The organism is Pseudomonas sp. Irchel s3h14 (assembly GCF_900187425.1).
GTDB lineage: Bacteria > Pseudomonadota > Gammaproteobacteria > Pseudomonadales > Pseudomonadaceae > Aquipseudomonas.
Window position 1 is genome coordinate 69295 of record NZ_FYDJ01000022.1, and the last position, 19490, is coordinate 88784.

Below are 19490 nucleotides of genomic sequence, written 5' to 3' on the forward strand. Positions count from 1 at the left end.
ACATCAATGTTGAATGTGCCGCCGTCTTCGCGAGCAAGCTCAGCTCCTACAGGGAGATGTGGCGTACACATTTTCCGTGTCCGACACATAGCCCACGAAGGCCCATCAAACGGTGTGCAAGTACCAGTTGTACTCAAGGTCCGAGATGGAGTTCTCGAACTCGGCCAGCTCGCTTTCCTTGCACGCCACGAACACGTCGATGTACATCGGGTCGATGTAACGGGCCATGACTTCGCTGTCGTCCAGCTCGCGCAGTGCATCGCGCAGGTTGTTCGGCAGGCTCTGCTCGTTCTGCTCGTAGCTGTTGCCTTCAACCGGTGCGCCCGGCTCGATTTCGTTGGTCAGGCCGTGGTGAATACCGGCCAGTACCGACGCCATCAGCAAGTACGGGTTGGCATCGGCGCCCGCCACGCGGTGTTCGATGCGCACCGAGTCCGGCGAACCGGTCGGCACACGCACCGCGACGGTACGGTTGTCGATGCCCCAGCTCGGCGAGTTCGGCACGTAGAACTGCGCGCCGAAACGACGGTACGAGTTGACGTTCGGGCAGAGAAACGCCATCTGCGCCGGCAGGGTCTCGAGCACACCGCCGATCGCGTGACGCAGTGCGGCGTTCTGCTCGGGATCCTCGCTGGCAAAGATGTTGTTGCCTTCTTTGTCGAGAATCGAAATGTGCACGTGCAAACCGTTGCCCGCCTGGCCCGGATACGGCTTGGCCATAAACGTGGTGTCCATCTCGTGGTCGTAGGCGATGTTCTTCACCAGACGCTTGAGCAACACCGCGTAGTCGCAGGCCTTGATCGGGTCGTTGACGTGATGCAGGTTCACTTCGAACTGCGCCGGGGCGCTTTCCTTGACGATGGCGTCGGCAGGGATGCCCTGCTCTTTCGCGCCTTCGAGGATGTCTTGCAGGCAATCGACGTATTCGTCCAGGTCGTCGATCAAATACACCTGAGTCGACATCGGACGCTTGCCGGACACCGGCGAACGTGGGGATTGCGGACGACCGTTCACGTTGTCCTGGTCGATCAGATAGAACTCGAGTTCGAACGCGGCGCAAATGGTCAGGCCCATTGCATCGAACTTGCTCACGACCTGACGCAACACTTCACGAGGGTCGGCGAAGAACGGCTGGCCTTCGAGTTCGTGCATGGTCATTAACAGTTGCGCGGTCGGGCGCTTCTGCCAGGGCTCGATGCTGAGCGTGTCAGGGATGGGGAAGCAGATTCGGTCTGAGTCACCGATGTCCAGACCCAGGCCGGTGCTTTCCACCGTAGAACCATTGATGTCCAGAGCAAACAGCGACGCCGGGAGGTTAATGCCTTTTTCGTAAACCTTATGAAGACTGGTGCGCTCGATGCGCTTGCCGCGCACCACACCGTTCATATCCGCAATCAGAAGGTCGACGTACAAAACCTCAGGATATTTCTTAAGGAATGCGTTTGCTTCGTTGAGTTGAACGGTACGCAGAGGGACCGACATGATGCACCTATTAGCTGTTAATTATTATGTTCACTACCTTGTTGCGAGCCCAGTCAACCCGAACGGCAAAGTGAAGTCAATAGCGAACACTTGGCCTCTCAACCTTTATTTTCGGGCCTTTCTTGGGCACGAGAGTGCCAGATCAGTCTTTCGAACCGCGTAAACCCTGAAGATCAGACGTGCGGCGTTTAGAATTTTTTACATGAGAGTTGTTAATTAAAATCAACAAGGCTAAGCTCCAGAAAAGCTCGTTCAAGTGTGAAACTTCGAGGTGATAAAAATGGCATTCAAGCCATTGATCGGTGTTACTGCGTGCGTCAAACAGATTGGCCTGCACCCCTACCATGTCAGCGGCGACAAGTACTTGCGTGCTGTCAGCGTCGCGGCTTTGGGGCTGCCGGTCGTCATTCCTTCCTTAGGCGATCTGACCGAAATCGATGACCTGCTCGCGCAGCTCGACGGTCTGCTGCTGACCGGTTCGCCCTCGAACGTGGAACCCTTCCACTATCAAGGCCCCGACAGCGCCCCCGGCACGGATCACGATCCGCAACGGGACGCCACCACCCTTCCCTTATTGCGTGCGGCCATTGCGGCGGGCGTTCCGGTACTCGGCATCTGCCGGGGCTTTCAGGAAATGAACGTGGCGTTCGGGGGCAGCCTGCATCAGAAGGTCCACGAACTCCCGGGCATGCTGGATCACCGGGAAGCGAATCATCCGGATTTGGCGGTGCAATACGCACCGGCGCATGCGGTCAACGTGCAACCGGGCGGCGTGTTCGAGGCGCTGGATTTGCCGCAGGTGTTCCAGGTCAATTCGATTCACAGCCAGGGCATCGACCGACTGGCGCCCGGCCTGCGTGCCGAAGCGATTGCGCCGGACGGTTTGATCGAGGCGATTTCGATTGAACACAGCCCGACCTTTGCCGTCGGTGTGCAGTGGCACCCGGAATGGCAGGTGCTTTCGAATCCGCCCTACTTGAGTATTTTCCAGGCGTTCGGTGATGCATGCCGGCGACGGGCCGCGCTACGTAACAAGCGCTGACTTCAAACACGATTAATCAATTTACTGCCCCCGTGAGGCTGGCGGATGCGCCTTTGCGCATCCGTGACTCGCGAAAACAACACACTGCAATAACAACAAGTACGACCCAGGCAGCCAGGACGGCGGCGCCGAATAAGCCCGGCCAGTACGGATAAACCTGTAGGAGCCGAGCTTGCTCGCGATGGCGGCCGAACATTCAACATTGATGTCGGTTGTCAGGGCCTCATCGCGAGCAAGCTCGGCTCCTACAGGGACCGTACCCGGCTCGGGCTTGCAATCAACTATTAAGTCAGGCCGCGTTGGCCCGACGACTGAAACCTGTTGGGAGTTTCACATGGCAAACGCCTCCAGCATCTACAGGAAGGCTCTTGAAGGTCACCAGTCACCGAAAAAGGTGCTGGTGAAAGTCGACCGCGTCACCAAGAAATTCGACGAAACCACCGCGGTGGACGATGTCTCGCTTGAGATCCATCAAGGGGAAATCTTCGCCCTGCTCGGCGGTTCCGGCTCCGGTAAATCGACCCTGCTGCGCATGCTCGCAGGCTTCGAGCGCCCGACCGAAGGGCGGATTCTACTCGACGGTGTCGACATCACCGACATGCCGCCGTACGAACGGCCGATCAACATGATGTTCCAGTCCTACGCGCTGTTCCCGCACATGACGGTGGCGCAGAACATCGCCTTCGGCCTGAAGCAGGATCGTCTGTCCGCCAGCGAAATCGACGCCCGCGTTGAAGAGATGCTGCGACTGGTGCACATGACCCAGTACGCCAAGCGCAAACCCCATCAGTTGTCCGGCGGTCAACGTCAGCGTGTGGCCTTGGCTCGCTCCCTGGCCAAGCGTCCGAAGCTGTTGCTGCTCGACGAACCGATGGGCGCGCTGGATAAAAAGCTGCGTTCGCAGATGCAACTGGAGTTGGTGGAGATCATCGAGCGGGTCGGCGTGACCTGCGTGATGGTGACTCACGATCAGGAAGAGGCCATGACCATGGCCCAACGCATCGCGATCATGCACCTCGGCTGGATCGCGCAGATCGGCAGCCCGGTGGACATTTATGAAGCGCCGGTCAGCCGCATGGTCTGCGAATTCATCGGCAACGTGAACGCCTTCGACGGTACCGTGGTCGAGGATCTGGAAGGTCACGCGATCATTCACAGCCCGGACCTGGAGCAGAAGATTTACGTCGGTCACGGCGTCAGCACCTCGGTGCAGGACAAGTCGATCACCTACGCCATCCGCCCGGAAAAACTGCTGGTCAGCACCACCCAACCCGATACCCGTTACAACTGGTCCAGCGGCAAGGTGCATGACATTGCCTACCTCGGCGGTCACTCAGTGTTTTACGTGGAGCTGCCTGGCGGCAAGGTGGTGCAGTCGTTCATGGCCAACGCCGAACGCCGTGGCGCGCGTCCGACCTGGGACGACAAGGTCTACGTGTGGTGGGAAGACGACAGCGGCGTGGTACTGCGCTCATGAAAACACTCAATCAGCGGTTTATGCGGCTGATGCCGAGTGGTCGAAAGCTCGTCATCGGGATTCCTTTCCTGTGGCTGTTCCTGTTCTTCATGCTGCCGTTTTTCCTGGTGATGAAGATCAGCTTCTCGGAAGCGGCCCTGGCCATTCCTCCTTACTCAGAGATCTACACCTTCGCCGAGCAGAAATTTCAGCTGCTGCTGAACATCGGCAACTACTCGCTGCTGACCGAAGATGAGTTATACATCTCGGCCTACTTCGGCTCGTTGAAGGTCGCGTTTTTAAGCACGCTGATGTGCCTGGTGATCGGTTTCCCGATGGCCTACGCAATCACCAAGGCGAGCAAGGAAACGCAAAACGTTCTGCTGTTGCTGATCATGATGCCGACCTGGACCGCGATCCTGATCCGCGTTTACGCGTGGATGGGCATCCTCAGCAACAACGGTTTGCTCAACGGGTTCCTGATGTGGACCGGGCTGACCGACCACCCGATCGAGATCCTCAACACCAACACCGCCGTGTATATCGGCGTGGTGTATGCGTATCTGCCGTTCATGGTGTTGCCGCTGTACGCCAACCTGGTCAAGCACGATCAAAGCCTGCTGGAAGCCGCTTCGGACCTGGGTTCGAGCAACTTCAACAACTTCTGGAAAATCACCGTGCCGCTGGCCAAGAACGGGATCATCGCCGGCTGCATGCTGGTGTTCATTCCGGTGGTCGGTGAGTTCGTGATTCCAGAACTGCTGGGCGGCCCGGAGACTCTGATGATCGGTCGTGTGCTGTGGCAAGAGTTCTTCAATAACCGCGACTGGCCGGTGGCGTCTGCCCTGGCGGTGGTGATGCTGTTGATCCTGATTGTGCCGATTCTGCTGTTCAACCGCAGCCAGGCCAAAGAGATGGAGGCACGGGGATGAAACGCTTCGGATTTTCAAAGTTCATGCTGATTTTCGGCTTGTCGTTTATCTACCTGCCGATGTTGATTCTGGTGATCTACTCGTTCAACGCCTCCAAACTGGTAACCGTATGGGGCGGCTGGTCGTTCAAGTGGTACGCCGGCCTGCTCGATAACTCGCAACTGATGGGTTCGGTGGTGCGCTCGCTGGAAATCGCCTGCTACACCGCGATTGCTGCGGTGGCACTGGGGACGTTGGCGGCGTTTGTGCTGACTCGCGTCACGCGCTTCAAGGGCCGCACATTGTTCGGTGGTTTGGTGACGGCGCCGTTGGTGATGCCGGAAGTGATCACCGGTCTGTCGCTGTTGCTGCTGTTCGTGGCCATGGCGCAGTTGATCGGCTGGCCGCAGGAACGGGGCATCGTCACCATCTGGATCGCCCACACCACCTTCTGTGCGGCGTATGTGGCGGTGGTGGTTTCGGCGCGTTTGCGTGAGCTGGATCTGTCCATCGAAGAAGCGGCCATGGACCTCGGGGCGAAGCCGTTCAAGGTATTTTTCCTGATCACCATTCCGATGATCGCGCCGTCCCTGGCGGCCGGCGGCATGATGTCGTTTGCCCTGTCGCTGGATGACCTGGTGCTGGCGAGTTTCGTGTCCGGCCCGGGCTCCACGACCCTGCCGATGGAAGTGTTTTCGGCGGTGCGTCTGGGCGTGAAGCCTGAGATCAATGCCGTGGCGAGCTTGATTCTGCTCGCTGTATCGATCGTGACCTTCATGGTCTGGTACTTCAGCCGCCGCGCCGAAGCGACCCGCAAACGTGCGATCCAGGAAGCGATGGACCAGACCGCCAGCGAATCCTGGCAGCAACCTAAAAAGCAAATGGCTGGAGCAACGGCTTAAGAGCCTGCAGGACGCACACTTTGTAGCAGCTGGCGAAGCCTGCGTTCGGCTGCGAAGCAGTCGTAAAACCTGCGAATTCAATCTTCCTGAAAGAACCGCAGTGTCTGAATTCACGACTGCTTCGCAGCCGAACGCAGGCTTCGCCAGCTGCTACAAGGGGTGCGCCAAGACTGCAATTGTTTTGCGTATCTGAATAAAAGAGAAATGGAGTTGTACCGATGAAAATGTTTGGCAGGACTCTGCTGACACTGTCCTTATTGGGCGCGATTGCCACCGGCGCCCAGGCCAATGACAAGGTACTGCGCGTCTACAACTGGTCGGATTACATCGCCCCGGACACCGTCAAGAAGTTCGAAGACGAGACCGGCATCCGCGTGACCTACGATGTGTTCGACAGCAATGAAACCCTTGAGGCCCGGCTGCTTGCCGGCAAATCCGGCTACGACATCGTCGTGCCGTCCAACAGTTTCCTGGCCAAGCAGATCAAGGCCGGCGTCTATCAGGAACTGGACAAGTCGAAGCTGCCGAACTGGAAGAACCTCAACCCGGTCCTGCTGAAAAATGCTGCCGCCAGCGACCCGGATAACGGCCACGCCTTCCCGTACATGTGGGGCTCGATCGGCATCGGCTTCAACCCGGAGAAGGTCAAGGAAGTGCTCGGCAGCAACGCGCCGACCAACTCCTGGGACCTGCTGTTCAAACCGGAAAACGCCGCGAAGCTGAAAGCGTGCGGCATCAGTTTCCTTGATTCGCCAACCGAGATGCTCCCGGCCGCCCTGCACTATCTGGGCTATCCGGTGAACTCGCAGAACAAGGATCAGATTGCTGAAGCTGAAGCGCTGTTCATGAAGATTCGCCCGTCGGTGGCGTACTTCCATTCGTCGAAATACATCTCCGACCTGGCCAACGGCAACATCTGCGTGGCGGTCGGTTACTCGGGTGACGTGCTGCAAGCCAAGGCGCGCGCCCAAGAAGCTGGCGATAAGGTGAAAGTCGATTACAGCATTCCCAAGGAAGGCGCGGGCAGTTTCTACGACATGGTCGCGATTCCTCGGGACGCGGCGAACGTGGAGAACGCCTACCTGTTCATGAACTTCCTGATGCGCCCGGACATCATCGCCGAGATCACCAACAACATCGGCTACAGCAACGCCAACGCGGCGGCTACGCCTTTGGTGGATGAAGCGATTCGGGATGATCCGGGCTCGTATCCGTCGCAGGCTGTAATGGCGACGTTATATGCCATTCCGGATATGCCGATTGGCGTTCAGCGGGTGATGACCCGGGGCTGGACGCGGGTGAAGCTCGGAAAATAATTCACTCAAGGCCGCCATCGCGAGCAAGCTCGGCTCCTACAGGGGTCTGTGGTGGAACACAAAATGGTGAGCGACGCTGATCCTGTAGGAGCCGAGCTTGCTCGCGATGAGGGCATAACATCCAACATCAATATCAAAGATTTCCGTTCACGCAGCGCCTTACCACCGCTGCACTCCTATCTGTAGAACGGCCTCACCTGGCTTCCTCGGTTAAGGTGAATTTGGGCGCCCTCCTCGGGCGCCTTTTTTTTATGATGGGACGAGCGGCCATTCGGCCAGCGCTCGGTAGCGGCCCTTATGGGATTCGAACAGGGTGAAGTGATCGGCCCGCAGATAGAACTCGGGCGGCGTCGCGGACTCGGGCACCGGCACTCGGTAATCACGCATCAGCGTCAGATGCGGCCGAAACTCCTTCGGCGAATCCTCAAACCCGAACGGCAGCATGGCCTGCTCAAGCGCATACACCAGCCGCAGCAACTCCGGTGATGCCTGCTCCGGAGCGAGCACCAACACCCCTGCCCTGCGCCAGACATCCAGCCGATCAAGCGCAACCTTCAAAGGCACACCCGGCGTTCGAATATTGGCGGCGGCCGTGCAGATATCGGCGATTTTCGCCACCTCGACAGCGCCCAAAAACATCAGCGTCAGATGAAAGTTTTCCACCGGCACCGGGCGTCCGCTCCTGAGCTCAAGTGCGCTGCGCCATTGGGCAATGGCCCGACGTTGCTCGGGCGTGCAGTTCAGGGCAAAAAACAGCCGTTTTAACGGCTCATGGGATTCGTCGCTCATATCTGGCACCTCCTGACATCCAAGTTATAGTTCATGCAAACGATTCAACTGGAGGGGGCCATGCGCGAGATCATCAGCAAGGAACCGTGGTGGGCTGTGCCACCGAAACCCGGTCAGGATGAGTCCGAGCTGGAATGGGGCTGGCTGGTTCATTACAACGAAGGTGAGCCGCGCTTCGAGTTCATCAAAGAGCGGCCGACGGACAGTGAAATCCGTAATCGCAAGAGTTGCAGGATCACCCCGACACCGGAGTGATCCTGCCGATGGTTTTTCAGGCTTTTACGATCATTTCGAACCCACCAAAGATCAACCGCTGGCCATCGAACGGCATCGGGTTGACGTCTGGTTGCATGCGCGGATCGTTCATGAGTTTTTCCATGCCTGCATCGCGGGTGGCCTTGTCGGGCCAGATGATCCAGGAAAACACCACGGTTTCGTCTTCCTTGAGTTTTACTGCCATCGGAAACGAGGTCACTTTGCCATCAGGGACGTCGTCGCCCCAGCATTCGGCGACGCTGAGGGCGCCGCCTTCCTTGAAAATGACAGCGGCGGTTTCGGCGTGCTTCTTGAATTTTTCGCGGTTGGCGGTGGGTACGGCAGCGATAAAGCCATCAACGTAGGACATGGTCGTTCTCCTTGGGTTATGGGGTGATCTGCTGGTTAGTCGATTCCGTCGGCCCCCAATCGACAGATCCGCTGCCCGAACTGACCGACGGTACTTCGGCGCTCCCCGCCAGATTGCCCTCGATCTGCGCCGCCATGTACAACGTACCGGCCATCACGCCGGTGGTCGGGTTTTGCACCAGCTTCAGCCAGGCCTTGTCGAACGTGTTACCCAGACTGCTGCGAATCAGTGCCTCGCTGTCAGGCCGATCATTGGCCTGGATAATCGCGCGAATCCCCGCCACACCCACGGAAATCAAGCCCCCGGCCAATTTGCCCGCCGCAGCGGCCACCGCACTGGCCGCACCTCGCGGGACCATTTCGGCTTCAATCCGTTTACTGGCACGCTTGGCCACCGGCGCCATGGCGGTGTCTGTCGAACCCACGCCCCTGTCGCCGCCCGCCTTGTGGATCTTCTCGATCAACGCCGCATAGGCCGGCAGTGTGTTCAACGGTTGGGTGTGCACGACCTGGTAAAGCGAAGCATCGCGGGCAGGCGGTGGCCCGAGGGCGATGGCGGGGATTTTCTGGATACGCCCGTTGAGCTGAGCCATCGGCACGCCGTGACGCTGGGAGATTTTCTGCAGTTCTTCCTGAACAATGTCCACGTAGAACGCCGTTGCCAGGCCGAGAATCGCGTCGGGATCGATTTCCACCGCGACCGGCGCCAGCACGCGCTGTTGGTATTGCTCCAACAGATAGGCCGCCAGGCGCTTGGCCGAGGCGTCTTGCTCGCCTTTGGCGTTGATGGTGTACCAGCTGACCTTCATCGACAGCCATTCCTGGGTCCAGTAACTGCTGAACCATGGAATGAAGTTTTCTTCAGTCAGTTGATAGACCCGCGTTCGCCAGTAATCCATGGCACCGCGCGCGTAGATTTTGGTCTGCTCGGTGGCCGATTGCGACGCCGCGACAATCTCCTGGTCGACCATCTGCCAAGTGCTTTGGGAAATAATCACCGGCACCACTTCCACCGGCGCACGCACAGGCGTGGCGCATCCCGCCAACACCACCAAAACGGCGACGATCAGCGAACGCACGTTCAAGATCGCGGTTCTCTCGGGTTGAAATCAGATCAAGGGCTATATGCCTGAGTATAGGTGGCTGCCCACCCCGGGACCGGAACAGTCAGCGATGATCCGACCATCACTTATGTCGATATTCACCATCGCCGCGAATGCCTACCGCTCAAAAACCGTCAGCGTAGGATCGAGCCTAACCCAACGCAAAACCCCGCATCGGAGGGGCGAATCATGATTATCCATCTCCTGACCTGCCTGGCCCTGACGGCCGTCACACTGAGCGTTTTTTCCTGGTACGTCCTGTCCGAGGAGCGCACGTCATGATTCACTCCGTGACCCTGGCCGTGAGCTTTGCGGTGTTCGGCAACAACTACTATTCCCAGTCATTCGTTTCGCGCAAAACGTTCGAACTGGTGTTCGACAAAAACTTCGAGGCGTTGTTGATGCCGTCCGCCGCCAATCACTTCAACAATGAAGTAATCGGGCTCAATGATCAGTTCCGGTTCCTGAGCGATGTGCTGGAGGAGCACCTGCTGGCGACTGAGCTCGCCGCTACCGCCCCCCGGAATCAATACTTCTGAGCAGTTGCCCCAGCCCCTCGGTAAAACAGGTCGGTGAGTTCAAGGAAAAACGCTCAAGCAGGCGACTGTTATCGGCGCGTGAATGTTTGATATCACCAGAACGCGGCGCGTCGTGGTTCAACGTCACGGGTCGTCCCAGGAGTTCACTTAATGTCGCCACGAGTTCGTTAACGCTGGTGGATCGGTTAAACCCGACATTGACCGGCTCGATAATCGGCTCTGACTCTCCGACCGCCTGTACCAGGACCTTTACCAGGTCATTTACATATACAAAGTCCCTTGTTTGCTCCCCATCACCGTAAACCGTGATGGGGAGTTTTTTTTGCGCCCTCTCGCTGAAAATGCTGATGACGCCGGAGTAAGGCGATGAAGGGTCCTGACGGGGTCCGTAAATATTGAAAAACCGCAGAATGACCGGTTCAAGACCATGCTGGCGTCGGTAGAAATCGAGAAAATGTTCGCTGGCCAGTTTGTCGGCGGCATACGGCGTCAGCGGATTCTTGGGTGTGTCCTCGGTAATCGCCATGCCCTCGCCATTGTTGCCATAGATCGCCGCACTGGACGCATAAACCACCCGTCTTACGCCGGCCTGGCGCATGGCTTCGCAGATATTCAGAGTGCCGACGAAATTGCTTTGGTGAGTCGCGACCGGGTCATCGACCGACGCCTGCACCGAGGCCACCGCCGCCAGATGCACCACCGCGCTGCAGTCTTTCATCGCCCGATCCACCGTCGGCGCGTCGGCGACATCCCCCACCACCAGGGTCAAATGGCAGCGATCAATCGGCAAGTTCGACAATTTCCCACTGGAAAGATCGTCCAGAACCCGAACGCTATAACCACTTTCAAGCAGTGCTTCGACCAGGTGCGAACCGATAAAACCGGCACCGCCCGTCACAAGAATTCGTTCAGCAGTCATGATTTATTTACTCCCCGGTGCAGTGGTGGGTGTTCGATCCATTGCAATGAAGTCGCCTATTTGCTCGATGAATTCACGGCTGTTACTGAGCATTTGTTCCCAGTCGGTGGGAAAGCGCACATTCAACGGCAGTTGATCGATTCTCCAGCGCGGCGACAGAGGACGATCAAACCGGGCGGCGACCTGCAAGCCCATTTCGCTGGCAGCGAATGGCCCACGCAACACCGTCGGCGTGCGACCGGCGCTGTCGACGGCCTGGACAACATGGGCCGCCAGCCACTCGCCATCGGGCATGCGAACGCGCAGCGGCTGGCCAATCGCGGCGTAGCTGATGTTCAGCGGTTCCAGATAAATCCACAGCAGAGGCTCTTCCAGCCGCTCAAGGCGCATCAACAACGTACCCGCACCGACGTTTTCGCCGGGCGTGACCAACACCTCCGCCACCCGACCGCTCTGCGTAGCCTTGATCGACAATGCGGCGAGGCGCGTTTTCAACCACTGTTGCTCGACGTTCTGTTGAATAATCTCGCGTTGAACGCTCAACGGTGACTGACGAGCCAATTGCTCGCGGCGCTCGAACGCCAACAGGTCCGCTTTGAAAGCGTCGAGTTCAGACTGGGCGGCCAGCACTTCTCCACGAGAGACGGCGCCTGATAAAACCAGGTCCTCAAGCACCTGCACGCGCTCCTCCGTCCTGCTCACTCGGGTCCTGAGCAACTGACGCTCCCTCGTGTCCAGTTTGGTGTTGGTGGTGGGCACCGCTTTGGTCGGCATCGCGGCGAGCTGCATTAGCCGCGCACGCCATTCGGGATTGTCGAGACTGACCAACGGCTGATCGATCTGGACCTGTTCACCGGCCATGACAAACAGTTGATCGACCCGACCGGCCTCCCGTGCGCGCACCTCAAGAATCGGCAGGCGCAACTGCGCCGGTGCGTCGATCATCATCACCCCGTACGCCAGTTTCCCTCCCAGCCAGATCAGGGGGCTCGCGACCAGGAACAGGATCAAATACCAACGCATGCGAAACGCCATGCGTTTGCCCGGCGCATAGAGAACACTCAAACCGTGCTCCTGGGTCGGGCTCAGTTCTTTGCGACTATCGAATCGAATTTTCATGACGGCTCACCGTTTTGGAAAGTCTCGCCAGGCTTGCCAGTCAATGCCGGCAATTCCCCGTGGTTGCAGCTGTTCGCGCCAGACACTGGTCTGGTGCTGCAACTGCTCAGTCGTCGCGCCGGCCCAGGATTCTGTGGCATCCAGTTGCGGCTCCGTGCTTTGCGCCAGGCGGAACTGCAGATCGGGCCAACGTTGGGCGATCTGTTCTGCCATTCGTGCGCTGTTTTTCGGGTTACGGGTGTAGATCATCAGGCTGACTTGACGCACGCCCGCCTCGGGAAGCGCGCACGGCAGACAGGTTTTTCCGGGTTTTGCCTCAGCGAACCAGCGATGGTGGCTGGAGATTTCTACCGGCCATGGGCTGGCTGCGGAGGCTGCGCGCAAGGTATCGAGCAAGTCCTTCAAGCGCTGATCCGGGACCGGCACGCCCAGTTGTTCGAGTTCCAGGTCCAGGTGCAGGCTGGTGAATGAAAGCCCCTTCAGCTTCGCCAGTAAGTCGGTGAGCTGATGGCGGTCCTGCGGCTCGATCCAGGCCGGATCACCGAGCAACAGGCTGACTTGCACCCCCTTGCCGGCCGCGTCCTGCAGCAATTGCCCCAGCCGTTGGCGCGTCGTGGCAAGGTCTTTCAACTGGGAGGACTTGAGGCCTAGGTAGATCTTGTCCATCCCGGCTTTACGCAGTTGCTCGAGCTCCGCTTTACGTTGATCGGGATCGAGCAACGCTTCGCTGTCCCAGACATAACTGGCCTGGGACCATTGGCTCGACGGCGCCCCCACCGCCTGAGCCGGTAGTGGTTGTGCGGCCAGTATCGTGGGGGGCAACGACAGCGTCAGCAGCAGAAGTATCGATCGCATAATCAAAACCTCGTGGCTCGTTTAAGCACCCACCACGGTGCCATAGAGCTTTCTTCGTGGCCCCGGCGAAAGATCTCGTTGAGCATGGCCACTGCGCTCCAGCACCGCAGGAGAAGCATGAACAGCGGAAAGAAAGGCACCAACAACCCCAGGACCACGTCCTTTGCAGGCCGGTCGGACACCATCAACAACATGGCGCCGAACAACATCGCGGTGATCGTCAGGTACAGCGCATAGATCAGTACAAACAGAAACAACAGCGTCTTGCCCGGCAGAACAAATAACGCCAGCAGGGTGTAGCTGAAGATGAGGAACGGCAGCACCAGCTGAAAAAAGAAGCCGCTGAGCAGGATCATCAGAAAGGTCGGCCAGCCCAACAAGTTGGGGCTTATGTTCTGGTTGTGCTTTCTGATGTACAGAAAAAACAGGTCGCCATCCCAGCGCAAGCGCTGCATCAGAAACTGACTGAGCGTCGACGGTGCATCAGTGTGTCCAATCGCTTCCGGCTCGAAGGGAATCCTCAAGTCGTGTCGCTTGAAGTAACTCTTGATGCGCAACGTCAGGTCCAGATCCTCCGCGGTGTGCGTGTTCCAGCCACCGATCTTCACCAGAAAGCTGCGGCGAAATGCCCCGAAGGCCCCCGAGACGTTATTGACCAGGTTCCATTCGGCCAGACCGATTTTCGACATGTGGATGGACAACAGGTATTCCAGCGCCTGCATTGCGGTCACCCAGGAAGCCCAGACATTGCGCACTCGCAGGCTACCGGCGACCGCAGGCACCGACGGGTCCTCGAAGTGGCGCACGATGGAGCTGACCATGTTGTTGTCGAAGGACGTATCACCGTCGAGCGCCATCACGATTTCACCGCTGGCAAGCGACAGGCCGGCATTCAGTGACGACACCCGCCCGCCCCTCTGCCATTTGGCAATCGGGCGCAAATGGCGTCTGGGGTACAACTGCGGATCCACGTTGAAACTGCGAACGGCGCTGAGCGTCGGCTGGTTCACCGTGGCCCCGTCCACCACCGGAATCATCTCGATGTGGCCGGGGTACGTTTGCTCGCACAGGCTTAACAGCGTGGTCTGAACGTCCATTCCTTCGCTGTAGCAGGTAATGATGCAAGAGACCTTGGGCCGATAGAGACTGATCCTCGGTATACGGGTGCGCCGACGTGCGAACCAGCGCAAAACACCCAGCATCACCATGATCATCAGGGGCAATTCAAAGATCAGAAACAAAGGGAACAGCATGAAAAACACCCGGCTCAAACCATCCGGCCCCATCAGCGAGCTGAGTGCGCTGAGGAGTTGCTCCAGGAAAGGGCTCATGACGGTCACGCCAACTCACTGGCCAGACGGGCCAGTAGTAATTCGCCATCTTCCTGTTCGAGCAGATCCTGAGGCGCCGTGATGCTGACGACACGCAAGGAAATGTCGCTGACCTCCGGTGCTGAAAACAACTCGGCGACCCGGCTCAAGCGTTGTTTGACGGTTTCCAGGCCGTCGCCATCGGTATGGGGAAGCATGATCCAGAAGTACTCTTCGGTACTTCGAGAGCAGCGGTCTGTATCCCTGACGGTTTCCTTCAATCGATCAGCCACGCTATCGATGAAGGCATGGCCGTGGTGTTCACCCAGGCGAGTCAACGTACCGGCCAGGTTGACGAAGCGCAGACCGAGCAGTGAGAAGGCAGGCGACTGGTAGCGGCGTACGACCTGCATCTGCCAGGTCAGCAGGTCATAGAAATCCTTGCCGCCTAACAGATTGAGTCGACCGAAGTGATGGACCTTTTGATCGCTGAACTCCTGGCGGCAGCGGAAACGGCCGGCCTCGGCCAGGCGAAAATCTCTGACCTCGCGTACTCGCAACTTGTCAGGCGTGTGTGACAGGCCGCAATCCAGGCAGCGCGCCTGCACGTCGGCATCGACAAAAAACGCCTGACATGACCGACAGCGATAGTTCTCCATCGGGCGGTCGTAATCAGTGCCGATATGGCGCAACCGGTTCAAGCAGTTGGGGCACAACAACACCCCGTCCTTGAGAAAGGATTCCTGTGGCCCCACATGCCCACAGGTAAAGCAGTGCAATGAAGGCTGCCGTGAAATGTCCAGGGCCTGACATTCGGCACACACATCAATGTAATTGAGCCGGCCCGAGCCACACTCCGAACACAGGCGAACGCGATCGACCAGAACCCCCTCCTCCAGCCAGTCCTGCTGCACCATCAAACTGAGCCACACAAACGAGTTGACCTGCTCGTTATCAGCCAGGGCGTCCAGCAACGGATAGCGATAATGCTGAGGCACCTCCGGGTCTCGAAGGGCATAGATGTGGGCGTTGTCGCGCAACCACAACCATGAAAGCACCCGACTTTCAAAACGCTCGGGGGCAGAACCCTGTTTGAACAACCTGTAGCGTTCTCGCCACACACCCCAGAGGGCTCTTGTTTCGCTGGAATCGACAGGGCACGCGCCATCACCCAAGGCTTCACACCAGCCGTTCTGATCACGGCAGCAGTAAATGAGGCTGTAGCGATAAGGGGGAATGGCGCGCAACTTTCGAAGCACCCGCCCGGCATAAACCGCTGGCAGGTCCAGCAGCAGGACATCAAAGGCGGGTGCAGCCAACAAGCTGCCCATATCGGCGAAGTGCTCAAGCTCCGGAAGATTCAAGCTTGGAACTCTATTACCCAGTATCGCAATCCGTGGAGTTGGAGTCGGCATGACGCACAGCCTCTGCAGACAGACAAGTACGGTTAAGAGGAGTTAGAAACACTAGCACCGCATCAGAAAAACGTCAGTATTATTATGAAGTTATTTTTTGATATATCGACCGCCAATATTTCGCCATCAACTTTAATTGGATCCCGCCTTGCTCACCGCGTTGCGACTGGGTAAATAACCTGTTCATCACAAAAAATAATCAGTTATATTTCAAAAGGTTATACACACTAAGTAACTCAAGCATTACAACTATACTCACTACTAGTTAATGGCCACCATTGATAGCGTTTCGCTAATTAATGGTATCAGTAGTTAATTCCCATTTACACAAAGCCTTTCAGCTACCGCCTGCATATTAATAAGTTCAAAGTATTTTTATACCAAAAGTACTCACTTATAGAACCAGAATAGTCATGCAATAGTTACACGAGTGAAACATCATTGTTTCAATAATGAACATTAGATCAAATCTGACAATTTTTTACTCGGCACAAACCTCACGAAGGCAACCACGCAACCAGCGATGCACAGGGTCGGCATCCAGCCGCGGATGCCAGAGCATGGCGACGGTGAACGCCGGCAGAGACAACGGCAGTGCAAAGCTGTGCATTCCGGCGCGCAGGCTGGCAGTGTGGCGTTCGGGAACGCTCGCGATGAAGTCAGTAGCTCGGGCGAGCGCCAGCGCAGTGGAGAAGCCTGCGACGATGGTTGCTATGTGCCGATCCAGTTTCAGGGGCTCAAGGGCTTCATCAATGGGTCCCTTTTCGAGCCCCCGCCGAGAGACGCTGATGTGGTTGCCTGCCGCATAACGCGCGGGGGTCATCTCGCCTTCACTCAGAGGATGCCCCATTCGCACGACGCCAATAAATCGATCCCGAAACAAGCCCTGGGTACGCAACTCCGGGCCGGCGGCTGTCCCCACCACACCCGTTTCCAGATCGACCGTCCCGTCGCGCAGTGACGCGCTGTCTTTGTCGGGTTTGTGCATGAAGCGCAGCCGCACGCCAGGGGCTTGCTCGGCGACGCGGGCAATCAGGTCCGCGCCAAAATTCTCGACAAAGCCTTCACTGGTGCGCAGCGTGAACGTGCGGCTCAGCTGCTTGAGGTCGGGTTGCTCGGCAGGCCGAAGGACCGCTTCGGCGTCCTGCACCAGTTGACTGACCCGCTCGCGCAGTTCGAGCGCGCGCGGGGTGGGCACCAGACCGCGTCCGGCCCTGACCAACAGCGGATCGCCGGTGGTTTCACGCAATCGCGCCAGTGCCCGGCTCATGGCCGACGGGCTCAGGCGCAAGCGCTTGGCGGCGCGCGCCACGCTGCCTTCAGCGAGCAGCACATCAAGGGTGATCAGCAAGTTGAAATCGGGAGTGGACATGCGGCGCCCCGTGGCAGAGTGATATGGCGTTGAACGCACGTATCAAGTGCAAACGGTGCGCCTTCCGCCATGTTAGGCCGGGGCGTAGATTTCTGATAGCTCCGCTTCGGGAGTGGCCAGAAAAGAGGAACAGCATGAAATCACTCAGTGCAGTCGCAGAGCGTGCGCAACAGACACCGTCGGTTCGGTGGGCGCTGGCCAGTCTTTCGCTGTCGATGCTGCTGTCCTCACTCGGCACCAGCATCGCCAATGTGGGTTTGCCGACCTTGGCCCAGGTGTTCAACGCCTCCTTCCAGCACGTGCAGTGGATCGTCCTCGCCTACCTTCTGGCGATTACCACCCTGATTGTCAGCGTCGGTCGACTCGGTGACATCACTGGCCGTCGGCGGCTGCTCTTGGCCGGCATCGGTTTGTTCACCCTGGCGTCGGCCCTGTGCGGCTTTGCGCCCACGCTCTGGATGCTGATTGGCGCCCGGGCACTACAAGGAATCGGGGCGGCAATCATGATGGCGCTGACCATGGCCTTTGTCGGCGAGACCGTGACGAAGGCCAAAACCGGCAGCGCCATGGGCTTGCTCGGGACGATGTCGGCGATTGGCACCGCGATGGGGCCGTCGCTCGGTGGCCTGCTGATTGGCGGGTTCGGCTGGCGGGCGATCTTCCTCATCACCGTACCGCTGGGCTTGCTGACGCTGGTGCTCGCGCATCGTTACTTGCCCGCCGATCGCCAGAAGCCCAAGACCTATCGCGCCGGCTTCGACCCGCTGGGTACGCTGCTGCTGGCGTTGACGCTCGCCGCTTATGCGTTGGCGATGACCCTTGGGCGAGGCAGTTTCGGTCCGTTCAACATCGCCTTTCTGTTGGCGGCGGGCGGCGGCGCCTGCCTCTTTGTATTCACCGAGGCTCGAGTCACCTCACCGTTGATTCGACTGGCGATGTTCCGTGATCCCGTGCTCAGTGGCAGCCTCGCCATGAGCCTGCTCGTCGCAACAGTGATGATGGCGACGCTCGTGGTCGGCCCCTTCTATCTCGCGCATGGGCTGGGGCTCGATGCCGTTCTGGTTGGACTGGTCTTGTCGGTCGGGCCGTTTGTCGCGGCACTGACGGGTGTGCCCGCAGGCCGTATTGCCGACCGCTTTGGCGCCCCACGCATGACCCTCGCCGGGCTCATCGCCATGGCGACCGGGTGCCTCACGCTGTCGGTATTGCCGGAGACGTTCGGCATCGGCGGCTACCTCTTGCCCATGGTCGTGATAACCCTCGGCTATGCCCTGTTCCAGACAGCCAACAACACGGCGGTCATGGCGGATGTTCAGCCGGACCAGCGAGGCGTCATCTCCGGCATGCTCAACCTGTCGCGCAATCTGGGGCTCATCACGGGGGCGTCCGCCTTGGGCGCGGTGTTCGCGCTCGCATCGGCCTCGGTCGACATTGCAACGGCGCGACCCGAAGCGGTTGCCAGCGGTCTGCGGATCACCTTCGCCGTGGCGCTGGTGCTGATCGCTGTCGCACTGGCCATCGCGTTGGGAAGCCGCGCGCTGGCAGTGCGTCGTGAACGCCGGTAAGCCGACAGGTCGTTTACTTTTCCAGCACTACCAGTGGCGTGTCTTTTTTCACAATGTACGTCGCCAGCTCAGACGCTTTGTTCGTGCCGACGTTCTTCGCGACGTGCGCAGTGCCTGCGGGAATGTACAAGGAATCGCCGGCTTTGAGCGTAATCGGTGGCCGCCCTTCGAGTTGATACTCAAACGTGCCCTCAATCACATAGGCCACTTCCACCCCGGGATGCGAATGCTTGGGAGATGTCACACCTGGCTCGAAATCAACGCGAACCTGGATCACTTCACGCCCGGAGACGTCGAGGTCCTGGCGCAGCAGATCGGTACGGTGAAGACCCGCCTGCCAGCTCTTCACAGGAGGCGCCTCTTCAGCTTGAGCGAGGCCAGCGAAGGCAGTGAGTGCCGCGGCAACGGCGACGCCGAACATTCCAGCGGAGATACGGTGGTTGAAACGGGACATGGCATTTCTCCAATCAGTGCGCGGAAATGCGCGCGGAGCTTGCCGCGGATGCGGTGGCTCTATTTGGAGGCCGCCGTGTATCGCGCAAGTGTCGCCAATGCCCTGGTTTTGTATGCGAAGGTAGCTGCAGGTGCGCGGGATACGTTCCGATACAAACGGATCCCGCGGACACGAAAAAGCCCGCACAAGGCGTAATGCTGTTCACTTAAGCGGAGCAGCCTTACGGTCTACTGGAAACCGGGTCTTTGAGATCTTCACCGTCCTTGGCCTCGAAGGCCTGGGGCGGTGATCCAGAAATAATCCTCCAATACCTGCCC

Annotated in this window: 19 protein-coding genes; 8 read left to right on the top strand and 11 right to left on the bottom strand. The window is 58.6% G+C overall.

Features of this window, described 5'->3' with window-relative positions; genetic code table 11:
• Positions 1-105: 105 nt before the first annotated feature.
• Complete coding sequence (locus tag CKW16_RS27225; protein WP_056745147.1) at positions 106-1482, bottom strand: glutamine synthetase family protein; 1377 nt, start codon at positions 1480-1482, stop codon at positions 106-108.
• A 280-nt stretch (positions 1483-1762) separates the two neighbouring features.
• Here CKW16_RS27225 and CKW16_RS27230 point away from each other — a divergent pair, with 280 nt between their 5' ends.
• The 5 genes from CKW16_RS27230 (at position 1763) to CKW16_RS27250 (ending at position 7109) form a co-directional block, all read left to right on the top strand.
• On the top strand, positions 1763-2524 hold the full coding sequence (locus CKW16_RS27230; protein ID WP_095132234.1) for a gamma-glutamyl-gamma-aminobutyrate hydrolase family protein: 762 nt from the start codon (positions 1763-1765) through the stop codon (positions 2522-2524).
• Between the two features lie 334 nt (positions 2525-2858).
• Complete coding sequence (locus CKW16_RS27235; RefSeq protein WP_095132236.1) at positions 2859-4001, top strand: ABC transporter ATP-binding protein; 1143 nt, start codon at positions 2859-2861, stop codon at positions 3999-4001.
• Positions 4002-4030: 29 nt separating this feature from the next.
• Positions 4031-4912: an ABC transporter permease subunit gene (locus tag CKW16_RS27240; RefSeq protein WP_176471608.1), complete on the top strand. Its 882-nt coding sequence runs from the start codon at positions 4031-4033 to the stop codon at positions 4910-4912.
• Positions 4909-5793: an ABC transporter permease subunit gene (locus tag CKW16_RS27245; protein ID WP_007999976.1), complete on the top strand. Its 885-nt coding sequence runs from the start codon at positions 4909-4911 to the stop codon at positions 5791-5793. Before CKW16_RS27240 ends, CKW16_RS27245 begins: the two co-directional genes overlap by 4 nt.
• A 218-nt stretch (positions 5794-6011) precedes the next feature.
• Positions 6012-7109 (top strand): polyamine ABC transporter substrate-binding protein, encoded by a 1098-nt coding sequence (locus tag CKW16_RS27250; protein ID WP_095132240.1) that lies wholly within the window; start codon positions 6012-6014, stop codon positions 7107-7109.
• 249 nt (positions 7110-7358) lie between these two features.
• Here CKW16_RS27250 and thpR read toward each other — a convergent pair whose 3' ends face one another.
• On the bottom strand, positions 7359-7898 hold the full coding sequence (gene thpR, locus CKW16_RS27255) for an RNA 2',3'-cyclic phosphodiesterase (protein WP_095132242.1): 540 nt from the start codon (positions 7896-7898) through the stop codon (positions 7359-7361).
• A 60-nt stretch (positions 7899-7958) separates the two neighbouring features.
• On the opposite strand from thpR, the gene CKW16_RS27260 reads away from it, so the two are divergent.
• A complete protein-coding gene (locus tag CKW16_RS27260) occupies positions 7959-8153 on the top strand; it encodes a hypothetical protein (protein ID WP_033056474.1) in 195 nt (64 codons plus the stop codon).
• Between the two features lie 16 nt (positions 8154-8169).
• Here CKW16_RS27260 and CKW16_RS27265 read toward each other — a convergent pair whose 3' ends face one another.
• Positions 8170-8523, bottom strand: coding sequence for a DUF1428 domain-containing protein (locus tag CKW16_RS27265; RefSeq protein WP_095132244.1), 354 nt, complete (start codon positions 8521-8523; stop codon positions 8170-8172).
• Positions 8524-8539: 16 nt separating this feature from the next.
• Complete coding sequence (locus CKW16_RS27270) at positions 8540-9607, bottom strand: hypothetical protein (protein ID WP_095132247.1); 1068 nt, start codon at positions 9605-9607, stop codon at positions 8540-8542.
• Between the two features lie 296 nt (positions 9608-9903).
• On the opposite strand from CKW16_RS27270, the gene CKW16_RS27275 reads away from it, so the two are divergent.
• On the top strand, positions 9904-10164 hold the full coding sequence (locus CKW16_RS27275; protein ID WP_046049286.1) for a hypothetical protein: 261 nt from the start codon (positions 9904-9906) through the stop codon (positions 10162-10164).
• Here the strand turns inward: CKW16_RS27275 and CKW16_RS27280 are convergent.
• From CKW16_RS27280 to CKW16_RS27305, 6 genes are all read right to left on the bottom strand, one after another.
• Positions 10136-11083, bottom strand: a complete 948-nt coding sequence (locus CKW16_RS27280) for an NAD-dependent epimerase/dehydratase family protein (protein WP_095132249.1) — start codon at positions 11081-11083, stop codon at positions 10136-10138. The two genes, CKW16_RS27275 and CKW16_RS27280, sit on opposite strands and share 29 nt — an antisense overlap.
• A gap of 3 nt (positions 11084-11086) precedes the next feature.
• Entirely contained in the window at positions 11087-12202 is a 1116-nt protein-coding gene (locus CKW16_RS27285) for an HlyD family secretion protein (protein ID WP_095132251.1), read from the bottom strand.
• Between the two features lie 6 nt (positions 12203-12208).
• Entirely contained in the window at positions 12209-13057 is an 849-nt protein-coding gene (locus CKW16_RS27290) for a hypothetical protein (protein WP_095132253.1), read from the bottom strand.
• Between the two features lie 2 nt (positions 13058-13059).
• Complete coding sequence (locus CKW16_RS27295) at positions 13060-14388, bottom strand: glycosyltransferase (RefSeq protein ID WP_095132255.1); 1329 nt, start codon at positions 14386-14388, stop codon at positions 13060-13062.
• A gap of 5 nt (positions 14389-14393) precedes the next feature.
• The gene (locus CKW16_RS27300; RefSeq protein ID WP_095132257.1) at positions 14394-15782 is read right to left on the bottom strand and encodes a diguanylate cyclase domain-containing protein; all 1389 of its coding nucleotides are present in this window, start codon (positions 15780-15782) and stop codon (positions 14394-14396) included.
• 481 nt (positions 15783-16263) lie between these two features.
• A complete protein-coding gene (locus tag CKW16_RS27305; protein ID WP_095132259.1) occupies positions 16264-17154 on the bottom strand; it encodes a LysR family transcriptional regulator in 891 nt (296 codons plus the stop codon).
• Between the two features lie 134 nt (positions 17155-17288).
• Here CKW16_RS27305 and CKW16_RS27310 point away from each other — a divergent pair, with 134 nt between their 5' ends.
• Positions 17289-18719: an MFS transporter gene (locus CKW16_RS27310; protein ID WP_095132261.1), complete on the top strand. Its 1431-nt coding sequence runs from the start codon at positions 17289-17291 to the stop codon at positions 18717-18719.
• 13 nt (positions 18720-18732) lie between these two features.
• Here the strand turns inward: CKW16_RS27310 and CKW16_RS27315 are convergent, their stop codons facing one another.
• Positions 18733-19173: a cupin domain-containing protein gene (locus CKW16_RS27315; protein ID WP_095132263.1), complete on the bottom strand. Its 441-nt coding sequence runs from the start codon at positions 19171-19173 to the stop codon at positions 18733-18735.
• Positions 19174-19490 lie beyond the last annotated feature (317 nt).